Genomic DNA, 13,316 nt, shown 5'->3' on the forward strand with positions numbered 1-13,316 from the left:
GACTCGCATGCGTAACCTTCGCGACCACCTCCGTGAGGCGTTGTCGGCCATACCTGCTGCGGAAGCCGCCGAATACGACGACCTCAGCAAGAGGCTCGACTACACCGTCGAGCTCGGGCTCCGTGTCATCGAACTGGTCAGCCCGCAACTCGCTCCCATCGACGGATGGCCCTTGTTCGGCGGGTATCCCTTCTCCCGGGCCCGGGGTCTTGTCGCGAGCCGCCCGGACGACAGGCTTCGCCAAATCCTGCGCGCGGCCCGATACCACTTGGAGTCCATGCACCGGCGGGAGGTCTGGCGTTCCGCCCTGCTGCGGTACCGGCACCTGCCCGAGCGGCACCGCGCGTACGATTTCGCAGAAAGCCTGGCCTGGCCGGCGGTTCAGAGACAACCATCGCTCGCAGCGCATCGCCTGGAGGTGTACGACGCCCTTCTGAGTTCTGCGCCACCCTTCAGCACGAGCCGGATCATTATCGCGGAACCGGGTCCGCATCTCTTCCATGGGCGCACCATTGGCGCTCAGCACATCGACATCCCTGAAAACCTTCCACCTCCGGTGAACTCCCGTCTCGCTTTGGAGGCCCAGCACCCCCGAAAGCCCTTCAACCAACCCGTGGAATCGCTGCGGCAGACCGCCAAGAAGATGGCGAACCTCGACCAGCCGAATCAGGGCCAGTCCAAGGCGCTCACCGACTGGGAATCACGGTATCTCGGGATGGAGCTCTCCACGTTGGACGAGGTAAGCGGGCGCTTTGCCAAAGCGGATCGCCTGATCGTCAACGGCCTGCTCAACCTCATCGGGATTCCAGGAGTGGGCAAAAGCACGCTGCGCGACATCCTCGCCACACACGCCGTGGCCGAATTGGGACAGCGCGTCGTCCTCGTCGTCGGTGACGTCGCCGAGGCGCTCCGTGTGGCACAGGGCTTCAACAAATTGCGTGAGGCCGCCGACCGAAAAATCAAGGAAGGCGACAAGGCGTACACCGGCTGGGACAGACTGCACGCGATCCCCCTTATTGGAGCATCTACCCGCGACCAGCACACCAGACGGCTGCACCGGCGGCTCCGGCAGGTCTCTCCGCTGCCCCTCCTGCATCAGGATGCCGCGTTCGCCTACCTGAGCACCGCCTGCCCGCTCAGCGCGTTGCGGGGCGCGGAGGCGGACGGGCCGCTGCCGTACCTGGAGGCTCCATGCCAGAGGCTGATCCCGCTGGACCAAACCTCCCTGGCGGGCGAAGTCGCCGCCGATCTCGGTGAGGAAAAGCGGAAGTCCCGGCGAGGATGTCCGATCTGGAGTCACTGTCCGAGGCATGATGCCGCACGAGGGCTCCGTGAGGCGACCATCTGGGTCGCTACTCCGGAGGCACTCACGGTCTCGTCAGTGCCCGTTCAGCAGAACCCTGAACGCATCCGTTACCTGGAGCTGGCCTGCAGGACCGCGGATCTCCTGATCGTCGATGAAGCCGACCAGGTCCAGATCAGATTGGATCACCTGTTTGCCCCGACCGCGACGTTGTATAAGCGGGGCGACGATTCCTGGCTGGACGAGATCAACCGGCACAATGTCGCCGAGTTGGCACGCGAAGGCCGCATACAACTCTCCAACGAGATGGTCCAGCAATGGACCGCCGCGCTGGACACTGTATCGACCGCGGCCAATCGCATCTACGCCATGATCGTGAGTGACGACGAACTTCGCGAGTGGCTGGGGTCGGATCTCTTCACCGTCTGGTCGCTCCAGCTTGAGCTCGTGGGCCAGTGGCCCGCGACCCGGCTGCCCGACCGGATTCCGTCAGCAGCCGAGTGGGCGAACCCTAAGCACGAGACGAGGCAGGAGGCGAGCGCGAAGCTGCTGGCCTACCTGAGCCAGGACCCTGGCGTCGCTCAGGAGTCCCGCGACAAGCGACGCGAAGCAATCCTGAAGGTGCTCGATGGCTTCCGTGATGATCCCGTTGGCGACAACGACGAGGCCGAACTCTCCGACGACGCGCCGGCCAGGGAAACGCTCCAGCTCGCGGAGCTCGCTCGACGTCTGATCACCAGCAGGCCGGGCAGCCCGAGAGTGGCCGAGGAGCTTAAAACCCTTCTGGCCCAACTCGCAGGCTTGCGTGACCCTGATGAGCTCTCCGGTATGGATCTGAACGCTGAGGTGAGGGAAAACGTCAAGGAGGAGCTCCGTCGGGAACGCCGCAGGTTCGAGTTCACGCTACTCGTGGCGATCCTGCATGACCGGCTGAACCTACTGACGACGCTCTGGCCGAGAGTGGAGATCGCGCTCAATCTCGATCCCTCCGCCAACGCGCTCTACCACAGCTCCCCGACCGACTACGCTCCGGTGATCCCCGAGTCCCCTATGGGCAACATCCTGGCGTTCCAGTTCGTCCCCGACGCCAGGGACGTCTATGCCAAGACGGGCGAGCTGAGGTTCATCCGGTGTACAGGGGTGGGCCGCGAACTTCTGTCCGTCCTTCCTACTCTGCACGACGTGGACGGCAGCCATGGGCCCAACGTAGTGCTGATGTCCGGAACGAGCTGGGCAGGCGCATCCACCCGCTATCACCTCTCCGAGCCGGTGAAAGCGGTGCTGCATGCCAAGGCACGCGTAGAGGAGCCGGGGAAGCTCTCCATCCCGAAGATCTCCATGTTCACGTCCTTCGTCTATGACGCCGTCGAGAACGCCTCACCACGGGACCCCATGAGACCTCTGCAACTCTCCGGCACGTCATTCAATCGGAACGACGTGTTGTGGAAGATGCTTCGCGGCCTCGCCGATCCAGATCCGGCGGACCAAGGCGGGCGTTCCAGGTTCACGCAAGAACTTGGAAAGCTACCGCCCAGCCGTCAGCATCTGCTCATACTCACCGGCAGCTACAAAGACGCCAAAGAAGCGGGCCGGGCTCTCCAAAGCTGCCGAGAGTGGAGGGATAAAATCTGCGTCCTCATTTCAGATGACGAAGAAGCCTCCGACGTCTTGCGCCACGACCAGGACAGCAGCCGAGACGCTCCCACGCTCCGTCGCGGCGACCTCGCCACCTTCGGCGCGACCAAGTACACCATCCTTGTCGCACCGCTCCAGTCGGTCGAACGCGGACACAACATTCTAAATGATCAGGAGAAGGCGCTCTTCGGGTCGGTTTACTTCCTGGCCCGTCCCCTCCCTACGCCTAGCGACGTCAGCGTGCTCATCCACGCGCTCAACGACCTGACCGTCCGCCGTACCCGTCCCGGCAGCACCTTCGACCAAGTCGTCCAGAGCGCAATGTCGCTGGACGCCGCCGGCCTGGAATGGCGGAAGCAGGCGCGCAGGGAGCTGCACTGGCTTGCCAACCGGGAGCTGATGTGGAAGCGACTGAGCGACGCCGACCGCGAGTACCTCACGTGGGACCTGCTCGTAGTGATGTGGCAGGTGATCGGCCGGTTGACCCGGGGCGGCGTGGGTGCTCGTGTCCACTTCGTGGACGCGGCCTTCGCTCCACAGCGCGCCGCCGGACTTCGCAGGGATAACCCGCGCTCCAGTCTTCTGGTAAGCATGCGGGACGTCCTAGCCCCATACTTCGGGGACGCGCCGGAGTGGCAACGCCGTCCCGCTCCTCCGCACCGGCTTCCCGCCACCGAAGCGAACATCTATCTCGCGGACGCCCTCTACCGGCCGCTCTACGACGGACTGAAAAAGCTTCTGCTGCGGTCTCCTGAGGCCGTCCCCCTCCATGGCGACGAGAGGAGGTGGCGATGACGTACGAATCGATCACCCTGACCGCCTACCAGCCCTCAGAGAACTCACTACTCAAGCCCTTCCAGGTCCTGCATGTCCCGAAAGAGCTACGGGGGGCGTTCGCGAAGGCCCACCGGTCAGGGCTCGCCGACACTCCTGAAGATCAGGTCAAGACCTTTCCCATAAGGTCGCTCAATGCGCTCCTTCCTCTGGCCGCACCGGATGTGATCTCGGTGGGCCGGCGGGTCTCCATGGAAGACGATGTCCCTTGGCTCTACGCGCATCACCCCGTGGACGACCGGATCGTCCGCGGGCTGCTGGGAGTCTGGCTCCTGGGCATGCGCGGGGAGGAGGACCTCCGTGAACACGCCTACGGCCTACTCATGAGGACCGCTCTGCCATGGCGGACCAAGTTCACCGATCTGGCCGGGCGCACTTTGAGTGATGGGGAGACCGCCCAGCCCGAGCCACCCTTGTATCACCTGCTTCCCGACTACGTGGCCCGCCTCATCCGGCGACGTGGCGAGTTCAGGGGAGCAGGCGGACGTCCCTGGTCATTTCTCGAGACCCCGACCACCGACCGGCGAGCGGAACTCGTTTCCTGGCCCCCGCGTGGCGATCTGTCGGAAACTCCAGGGGCGCTGTTCTCCTACGTCATTACCATCACGGTGCAGACCGTGCCGTTCACCTCACAGTTCCGGCTACACGTGCGAACGGGCGTCCGGCGCTGGGTGACCGAAGTGAACGCCCAGGGAACTGTCTACACAGCAGGCCGGTCGGCGTCCGTGCATGTGATCACCGACACGCAGTGGCCCGGAGTATCGGGAGACAGCACCCGGATCGCGATCCACCGGCTTCGCTACGACTCCAGGAGAGCCGAGCACACGTGGCGGGCCATCGACAGGCCCGACCTGCTCCCAGCAGCCAGCTTGGTGCGCTCCGCGGTGGACGCAGCGGATCTCGGCAGGAACCCCAGGAAATACCTGGACGGACTCGCGGGAATCAGGGCAGGTATTCCGCACCATACAACCATGGGAACCCACGGGGTGGGCGCCGGGCTCATGTCCGCGGACAGAGTGCCGCTCATGGCGTGGATCGATGAGGCAATCTCCCCTGAGTTCACCCGTACGCCCGCTTGCCGTCGCGCTCCTTGGCCCACCAAGCCATCCAACGCCCCAAAGAAAATCCTCGCGCCCAGGAAGGCAGCCGAGGCCGATCGCGTGCGGATCCTGGAACACAAGAAGGCAGAGCAGGCGGCCAGGGAGTCCGTCGAACGACGTCGACTGCTCCGGGATGCACTCGGGGGTGCGCCACTGGTCGCCCGCGTCCATTGGCAGGAAGAAGCGACTCGCGACGCCCTGATCACGTCTCTAAGCAGCTTGCTCGACCTGCCCACTCCAGACAGCGCGGACGAGACCCACACTTGGCGAACGCCTGAGCTCGACGTGATCCTGCAAGTACGGTCCACCGGGGACATCGGCGCCGCGCTGGAGGTCAGCGCCACCAAGACACCCAGCAATAAACAGTTGGGCGAGGCTATCGCCAAGCGGCGGAGCGAGATCGCGGACGCCATAAACGACGAGAAAGGACCCAGGCCGCTAGTCGCGCTGGTAGAGATCGAGAAGGACTTCAAGATCAAGCGTTCTGACTCGAAGTTCGCCGTCCGGCTGGGCTATGCCGACGCCGAAGTGATTACGCAGTTTCTCCAAACCGCCGTCGATAAGGCTCTGATAAAGAACCGTCCCCACCGCGCGAAGATGGCGTGGATCGACGCGTTTCGACAGCTCGGAGCCTCACGCGTTCCGCGGCACACTTTCGTGGACACATTCCCAGGGGATCTGCAGTACGTCGCCGTATGGATGGCGAAACGCAGGAAGGACGGCCCCACCCGCCAGGCCATCCGGCAACTGCTCGCCATCAGGGTGCGTCCGGCGGATGGCGTACGCGGAGTGTCGGGTTGGATCGCGGACGAACGCCGCTGGGCACCCTATCCCGAGTATCTGCTATGGCTGGCCAAAGGCGTCGACTCCCACGCCTCTGCAGACGAGATCGCGGCCGACGACGAAGCTGCCGAAGACGGTACCCAGAGCTCCTTCTCTCAGTGGGACAAAGAGCAGAAGAACTTGCAGAGGAGGACGGCAGCCTTTCTCCGGCCGCTACTGGCGCAGCTGCGCGATCGGCCGACGCTCTTCATGGTGCATGGGCAGAATCTCCGTGGGGGTTGGCCATGGCTGAACAACGGCATGGTCATGCGGGATCACATCTGGGTCGACGACGGTGACCCCGTACCCGTCGCCCTTTGGGGGAACCGGCTGCGTCTCCTGCGGGTGAGGGACAGCAGCCGCGACGAAACCCCTCAGTGGTACGCCACGGACGGCAACCACGGGATCCCGGCCGGCCTCTGGCCCCTCACCGAGGCGCAGGGCGAACGGGTCTTCTACAGCTCCACAGATAGACCCGGCACCGCGAAGAAGGCATCCATCAAGGCACGGAAGGAGGGTGTGCGGACTGACCGGACGGGCAAGGAAGTCCGGGACACCGACAAGAACGCCTTCAACCCCAATCTGCTGGAGATCGCGGTCCTCGCCTGCCAACACGGCGAAGAACCCGGCGAGTGGGCCGCCTGCGTCCACCAGTTGCGCCACGCACCCGATATCGACGCACCCCTGGCCTTTCCCTTCCCTCTTCACCTAGCGAAGAAGGCCGTGGAGTATGTGCTTCCCAACCCCAAGGACGATGCGTGACCGCAGCGCAGACCGAGGAGGAGATCCCAAGGGACGTTTGCTGTCGGCGTCGCGGTGCCTGTAGGACTTCGTGTGACGACGGTTTGGGGCACGCCTAGGTTCGTCCTCGAGCTTCACGCCCCCGTCTTCGATCGTGGACCAAGTACCAGCTGTCGCGCGGAGATGAAGGAAGGGCAAAATGAGAACGGTTTAGGAACCGCGCCCGCCCTGACGTTGCTCGTCGGATGCTCTTCAGCATGTAGTACGGTGCACCACTGGCCGCCATTCTCGGACATCTCAGATGATGGCACCAATGACCAAAGCGGCACATCCGATCATAAAACGACAGAGCCGGGCACGAGGACTGTCGACTTTTAATCCGTAGGTTCCGGGTTCGAGCCCCGGGCACCCTACCACCCTTAACCCCTTTGACCAGGAATTTCACCTCTCCCTCAGAATCCGCAGGGTCGCCAGACCTCCCTTGGGAGACCGAAGGGAGACCGCCAGTTCCGGACGCTCCCCTCCGCACCAACGCCGCGCTCGCCTCCGCGGCCTCGTGAGCAAGCTCCGGAAGCACCGACGTGTACGTGTTCTCCGCCAGCGACGTGGAACTGTGACGCAGCATCGAAGCGATCATCTTTGCGCTTGCTGATAATTTCATCCGTGCAGGTCAAGCCGGATGTGAGTACTCGTGGAGGATGCCGCCGAGCCGGTCTCGCCGACGTATGTTCAGGTCGATGATTTGCTCGGGATCCGTGATCGGATCGGGGACAGTGCGTAGCGGAGCCGCTTGGCCCAGGGCTTGGTGGGCTCGATGGCGGTTGTAGAAGCGTTCGTACTCGCGCAGGGCGTGCCGCAGGTGGCGTTCGTTCCAGATCAGGCAGCGGTCGAGGAGTTCTCGGCGGCAGGACTGCACCCATCGCTCCATGATCGCGTTCATGCGCGGCATCCGGATACCGGTGAGCACGGTCTGGATGCCGGCCTCGGACAAGATCTCGTCTATGAGGGCCGGGAACTTCGCGTCCCGGTCTCGGATCAGGTAACGCGCCCGGCAGCCCGCCTGCTCCACATCCATCACCAGATTCTTGACCGCCTGGACGACCCAGCTCGCGGTCGGGTGCGCGGTGATGCCCAGCACACGGATCCGCCTGCCGGTGTGCTCGATGATCGCCAGGGTGTACTGGCGCCGCCCGTTCACGGTGATGGTCTCGATGAAATCACAGGCCGGCAGGGCGTCGGCTGGCGAGCGCAGGAAGTCGGCCCACGTGGTGGACACCCGCTCGGGTGCCGGTTCATGCCCTGCCTGCTTGAGGATCTCCCAGACCGTGGACGGTGCGATCTTGATGCCGAGTGTGGTGAACTCGCCGTGCACCCGCCGATATCCCCATACCCGATTCTCGCGAACCAGGCGCAGGATGATGACTCGGATGGAGCGGACCGTGGGTGGACGCCCACGACGCTTCGGCCGGCGGCTACGGGCGTGACACCGTTTCAGCAGATCGCGGTGCCGGCACAAGACGGTAGCTGGCCGGACGAGCAGCCGCACCCAGCGCAGGACCGCACGCGGCAGCGATGTCAGCAGCGCGGCGAGGAAGGCCCGGTCCTCTGGCGCGAATCTCACCCTGGCATCGGCACCGAGTTGCCCTTCAAGCACGGTGATCCGATGGCGCAGGGCGCGTATCTCCACGTCCTAGTCCCGATCGCCCATCGGCGGTAACCGCAGCGCGGCAAAGGCGTTCGTGACGGCGAGACAGACCAGGCGAAGCACGGTCGATCATCATTCCGCACGCGTCTCCCCCTGCTGAAGGCCGGAGCTCGCGCTCCTCCAATCAGTCCATGTAGGCCTCGTCACCGACGTACAAGTTGCCGAAGATGCCGGAGTCGGCGGCCCACACCCCCTGCTCCGGGATGTGGTTCCCGGAGGACGGGGTAACGATGGCGCCGTGCCGGCCCGCGTGGACGTGCTCGCGGATCTGGTCGGTACTGGGCGGCTGCTCCTCACGTTCGGCTTCGGCGTTCTGACCAGGGAGCGTCACAAGGGTCGGCAGCCACCGCTCCCGGCCGGCCCGGACACACACCCCGCCGCAGTTGTGCGTGAGCAGGTTGTCTTCGAGTGCACGCCCCGGCCCACCTCCCGGTCCGGGCTCACCCATTGTCGGCGCCGATGTCTCGTGAGATCATCCATCGATGCGTGTGAATCTGTGGCATCGCAATTTATCCAGCCTCCTCTTGACCCTGGTCGCAGCTGCCCTCTCCATCGCATTCTTGGGCCTGGCCACCCCGGCATCCGCCGCCGTTCCCGACGGCCGCAACTGCTGGTGGGTCGCGCCGGGCAGCCCACCGAGCAAGACCGTTAACTACAGCGCGACGGTCCAGTGCGACGGTCCAGCGCGCCGCATCGACGCCACCCCGGCATCCGCCGCCGATCCCGACGGCCACAACTGCTGGTGGGTCGCGCCGGGCAGCCCACCGAGCAAGACCGACGCCAAGACCGTCAACTACAGCGCGACGGTCCAGTGCGACGGTCCCGTGCGCCGCATCGACCTCACCGTGGAGCTGCTCTACCACGGGCTGAACGGCGGCCCCGGCGTAACCGTGAGCGGCCGCACCGAGGTTTGGCAGAACACCACCCTGACCCCCCTGTTCGGCATCGGCGCCCCCAGCCCGGGCGCGTTCTGCGAGTCCGGCTATTACTCGGGCCGGGCGACCGCCACGGTCCAATACCTGTCGGGGTCTCCGGAGTTCATCACCGGATCGACGTGGTCTGATCCGGTATTGCTCGACTGCCCGCCGCCGGATATCCCCACGCCCCCGCCGGCGATGACGGTCGTCAACCCGGGCACCCAGATCACGCTCCTCCCGGACAGCGTGATGCTGCAGATGCAGGCCACCGGCGGGAGCGGGTCCTACACCTGGTCGGCGACCGGTCTGCCGCCCGGACTGACCATCGGCGCCACCGGCTGGATCACCGGCCAGCCCCACACGGTAGGAAGTTACAACGTCACGGTCACAGCCGTCGGCGGCGGCCAGGCAAGCACCACCTTCACCTGGCGCGTCCGGCGCGAGCTCTGCACCACCTGCTGATCTTCTGCCCCCAACGGAAACTCTGTCGGAAAAGCGACGGCGCGTATTGTCCGCGGTCCCGGGTCGGTCCTCCTCTCCGATCCCACTCGGTACGGGTAGGAGAGGAGCAACCCGTGACACACGCCGTGAACACGTCTGCCTTCGTTTGGCTTCTGGGCCGATTATTGAGTTGGTGGTCGGGCCGGTGATGTCGGATCCTTCGACGCGCTGCCCGAAGGCGGTCCGGAGCGGGGCGCCCTGCTCCGCAAGGAACGGCTGTGCCACTCCCACATCGTGCACTGGAGATAGCAGGCCGAGCACGGAACACTCCCGGCCAGGCGTCCTTGTCCCGATCACTCATCGGTAGCAGCCGTAGCGCGGCGAAAGCGTTCGTGACAGCGAGATAGGCCAGGCGGAGGAGCACGACCGATCATCATGCCGCACGTCAATGCCGTCCCCCTGGCGTTGGAGACCGCCCCCGCACCATGAGCTCCGCAAGGCCATGACCTGGCCGGACGGAATTGTCGGCAGGCGCAGTCCTCCCTGACGCGCCGCGTACGCCACGGCCGGCATGGGGAGGAGGTTGTGACTGGATCGTCAGCCCCGGACGGCTCATCCTCTATCCGGGGCCATCGGACTCACCCCAGGGAGCCGGAATGCCGAACCAGGTGAGCGTCAACATCAGGGCGGAGCAGCTGCTCCAGCCCGGCACTCCTCTCACCGTCACCGCGGCGGAGCCGATGGATGGGCCGGCGGCGCAGGCGTCGATCGGGATACGCGGCCATCGGGTCCGGGTCGAGCTGGCCGGCGAGGGCCGTACGGCGGTGGTGGTTCCTCTCGGGGACCTTCCCCAGGGGCGGCACCAGCTGGTGGTCGGCGAGATCCTCGACGCCACCTCCAACCGCATGGGGGAGCCGTTCGAGGTGCCGTTCATCGTGGCGGGCACGAGGGCGCGGATCCCCGATCATCTCAAGGTGGAAGCGTTCGCCAGGATCTGGCTGAGGAGACTGGAGACCGGGAGGCTGCCGCTCTCCCTGCGCCGGCGCGGACGGTACATCGACGTGTTCAAGGCCCTCGACACCACGACGGACACGCCGGTGGAGCTGGCCTTCGACAGGTGCGGCAGGAAGGTGCGGGCGGACAGGGAACTCGCCAAGGTGGCCCGGCGCAGGGCCCGCCGTTACGGGAAGATCCACGAGGCGCTGGACCGGCGGATGCAGGAGAAAGGCCGCATCCCGGTCGCGTTCTGGACCCAGGTGCCCGCCGGGCTCGCCGAATACGTCAAGCCGGACGGGGACGACCGCACAGCCGCGGACATGTCGCACCTCCACGAGCGACGCCTGGAGGATGAGGTGCGGCGCCTCACCGAGCGCCTCCTCCGGGTCGTCAGAAGGTACGACCGCGAAGCGACACCGGACGAGCACGCCCCCGTCGTCTACGCCGTCCTGGACCCGGCCGCCATCCGCAAGCTGGTACGGCGCGACGTGGTCACCGCCGCGTACCTGTACGAGACCAAGGGCGTGCCCGACCTGGACATCTCCATGCAGCTGGCCGGCACCGACATGGCGCACACCCAGCTGCACCGCACCGGGGGCGGCGTCCGGGTCGCGGTGTGGGAAGCCGGGCCCGACGAGGACAAGTACCTGGACATCGCGGGCGCCTACTTGCACCCCCCTCCGGACCTGACCGACCACGCCAGGCTGACCCACGCCATCATCAAGAACACCGAGCCCGACAGGCCCCACGGCCACGCGCCCGACTGCAGCCTGTATTCCGCCAACGACTACAGCCTCAGCGCGCTGTGCTGGGCGGTACGCAGGAAGGGATGCACGGTCGTGAACCAGAGTTTCCACCTGCCCGCCGCGACCGACCACGGTCAACCGGGCCACGAGGATCTCTACAAGGACTACCTGGCGCTGCTCGGGCCGTACCCGACGATCGTGCAGGCGGCGGGCAACTACGAGGAGTCCGAGGCCGAAGCCGACTCCATCGAGGACGAGTACGTCAACCACAAGGGGTACAACGGCTTGACCATCGGCAACCACGACGACACGGCCATGGCGATGGCGGGCAACTCGGTCTTCAGCAACCCCCTGTCGCCCCACGCGGACCGGGAGCTGCCAGAACTCTCGGCCAACGGCGTCGGCGTCACCGCGGCGGGCCTCACTTTCACCGGCACCAGCTTCGCCGCTCCGGCGGCGGCCGGCTGCGCGGCGCTGCTGCAGGACGAGGACAGCGTGCTGCGGTCCTGGCCGGAAGGCTGCAGGGCGATCCTCCTGGCAGGCGCCGACCGCAACCCGTCCGGGGCCGCCTGGCAGGACGACCTGGCCGCGCACGTGGACGGCTCCGACGGCGTGGGCGCGCTCAACGGCTACAACAGCTTGGAGATCGCGCGGGATCGGCGCTCCTCCGGCGCCGGCGCCTCGGCGCGCGGCTGGGACGTGGGCACCCTGCGCACCCAGGACTTCGGGGCGAATGGCATGGCCAGCCTCGCCTACCGCGTGCGGGTGCCGGCCGGCCTGCTCGCGCCCCGGGTGCGGGCGGCCCTGGCCTGGGACGGCAGGCCGCAGGTCGTCGCCGGCAGGCTGACCACGCACCTGGCGGTGGACCTGGACCTGCTGGTCTTCGACCAGGACGGCGAGCTGGTGTGCGCCAGCTGCTCCTGGGACAACAGCTACGAGCTCGTGGAGTTCCTGGGTACGCCGGGGCAGGTGTACGACCTCCGGATCAGGCGCTTCTCCGGCCGGGCGGCCACCTGGTACGGCGTGGCGTGGACCGTCAAGGCCGTAGCGATCCGGTAGCTCCAGTGTCCGGCCAGGTGAACGCCGCACCTGGCCGGACGGGGGCCGCTTCGCTACGGGCTCTCGCACCAGGGGCCGTAGCCGTTTCGCTTGCCGAGATACTTGATGCGCCACCAGCGGCCGTTCGCCAGCGCCTTGAAGTCATAGGAGCCCGCGGTCTGCCCGGGTGACGCCGACGTCCTCCACTTCGTGCCCGCGCGGATGCGGCCGAGGTTGCCGCGGACCTTCGGTCCGGGCTTGGGCTCGCTCGAGGATGCGCGTACCTGAATCTTCCCCTTGGCTGGTCCGGCGGCCGTTGTGACGAAGATGCGGTGCCGGTAGAGATTGCCCGCCGCCTTGTCGACATCGTAATCGGTGAACGTGTTGCCAGAGCCGCTGACGACCGCGACCTGCACGTGTATGACGTTCGGCGCGTTGGGGCCGGGCCGGCGCGTGATGCGCAGCGTGGCACGCAGGTCGCCCCCGAAGTCCGGGTAGACCTCCGCCTCGAACCGGCCCTTCCCGTCGGCGACCACGCGGTCGAGCTCGAACTCCTCCGTCCCTCCCGTCTCGTCGCAGAAGATCGAGACCGTCTGATGGCCGAACGGCTTCCACTGGCCGCCCTCCTGGAACTGGACCTCTCCTTCCAGCGTCACCGGGTCGCCGCGCTGGATCGTGGTGGTCGTCGTGGCCTTGAAGCCGGTGATGCGGACGGGGTACCGCGCCCGGCTCCACAGCACCTCGAATTCCTGATCACCTTCCGTGCCGTCCGCCTGCACCAGCAGGAGCCACACCCCGGTGGTGTCCGCGAACGAGAACGGGCGAACCGCCTTCCACCGGTCCGGCGCGCCGTCCGGCTGGAAGGCGAGCGACTGCGGCGGCTGATCGTCGTCCGGCGAGATCAGCTCGGCGTGAAGGTTGACGAGTCCCGTGCCCTCGACGACGAAGGCGACCTGCTTAGCGGTGTCGTCCACCTCGACGCTCTCCGGTGTGACGGTGATCTTGTCGATGGCCATGATGTGTTCCTCCTTGGGGGAT

Annotated in this window: 7 protein-coding genes; 4 read left to right on the forward strand and 3 right to left on the reverse strand. The window is 66.2% G+C overall.

The window, feature by feature from the left end:
* The first annotated feature begins 7 nt into the window (after window positions 1-7).
* Together C4V41_RS57350 and C4V41_RS57355 are read left to right on the forward strand one after the other, a co-directional pair.
* Window positions 8-3,733 carry a pPIWI_RE_Z domain-containing protein gene (locus C4V41_RS57350; protein WP_103964488.1) on the forward strand — a complete coding sequence of 1,242 codons (3,726 nt, stop codon included), beginning with the start codon at window positions 8-10 and terminating at the stop codon, window positions 3,731-3,733.
* On the forward strand, window positions 3,730-6,456 hold the full coding sequence (locus C4V41_RS57355) for a pPIWI_RE module domain-containing protein (protein ID WP_103964489.1): 2,727 nt from the start codon (window positions 3,730-3,732) through the stop codon (window positions 6,454-6,456). Before C4V41_RS57350 ends, C4V41_RS57355 begins: the two co-directional genes overlap by 4 nt.
* A gap of 649 nt (window positions 6,457-7,105) precedes the next feature.
* Here C4V41_RS57355 and C4V41_RS57360 read toward each other — a convergent pair.
* Both C4V41_RS57360 and C4V41_RS61440 read right to left on the reverse strand, forming a co-directional pair.
* The gene (locus C4V41_RS57360; protein WP_200824981.1) at window positions 7,106-8,122 is read right to left on the reverse strand and encodes an integrase core domain-containing protein; all 1,017 of its coding nucleotides are present in this window, start codon (window positions 8,120-8,122) and stop codon (window positions 7,106-7,108) included.
* A gap of 142 nt (window positions 8,123-8,264) precedes the next feature.
* Window positions 8,265-8,588: a hypothetical protein gene (locus tag C4V41_RS61440; protein WP_146104224.1), complete on the reverse strand. Its 324-nt coding sequence runs from the start codon at window positions 8,586-8,588 to the stop codon at window positions 8,265-8,267.
* A gap of 34 nt (window positions 8,589-8,622) precedes the next feature.
* On the opposite strand from C4V41_RS61440, the gene C4V41_RS57370 reads away from it, so the two are divergent.
* Window positions 8,623-9,519, forward strand: coding sequence for an Ig domain-containing protein (locus C4V41_RS57370; RefSeq protein ID WP_103964491.1), 897 nt, complete (start codon window positions 8,623-8,625; stop codon window positions 9,517-9,519).
* 635 nt (window positions 9,520-10,154) lie between these two features.
* Window positions 10,155-12,299: a S8 family serine peptidase gene (locus tag C4V41_RS57380; RefSeq protein WP_103964492.1), complete on the forward strand. Its 2,145-nt coding sequence runs from the start codon at window positions 10,155-10,157 to the stop codon at window positions 12,297-12,299.
* A gap of 53 nt (window positions 12,300-12,352) precedes the next feature.
* Here C4V41_RS57380 and C4V41_RS57385 read toward each other — a convergent pair whose 3' ends face one another.
* The gene (locus C4V41_RS57385; protein WP_103964493.1) at window positions 12,353-13,294 is read right to left on the reverse strand and encodes a hypothetical protein; all 942 of its coding nucleotides are present in this window, start codon (window positions 13,292-13,294) and stop codon (window positions 12,353-12,355) included.
* Window positions 13,295-13,316: the final 22 nt, after the last annotated feature.

This window comes from Nonomuraea solani (genome assembly GCF_900108335.1).
In the GTDB taxonomy this organism is placed as follows: domain Bacteria; phylum Actinomycetota; class Actinomycetes; order Streptosporangiales; family Streptosporangiaceae; genus Nonomuraea; species Nonomuraea solani.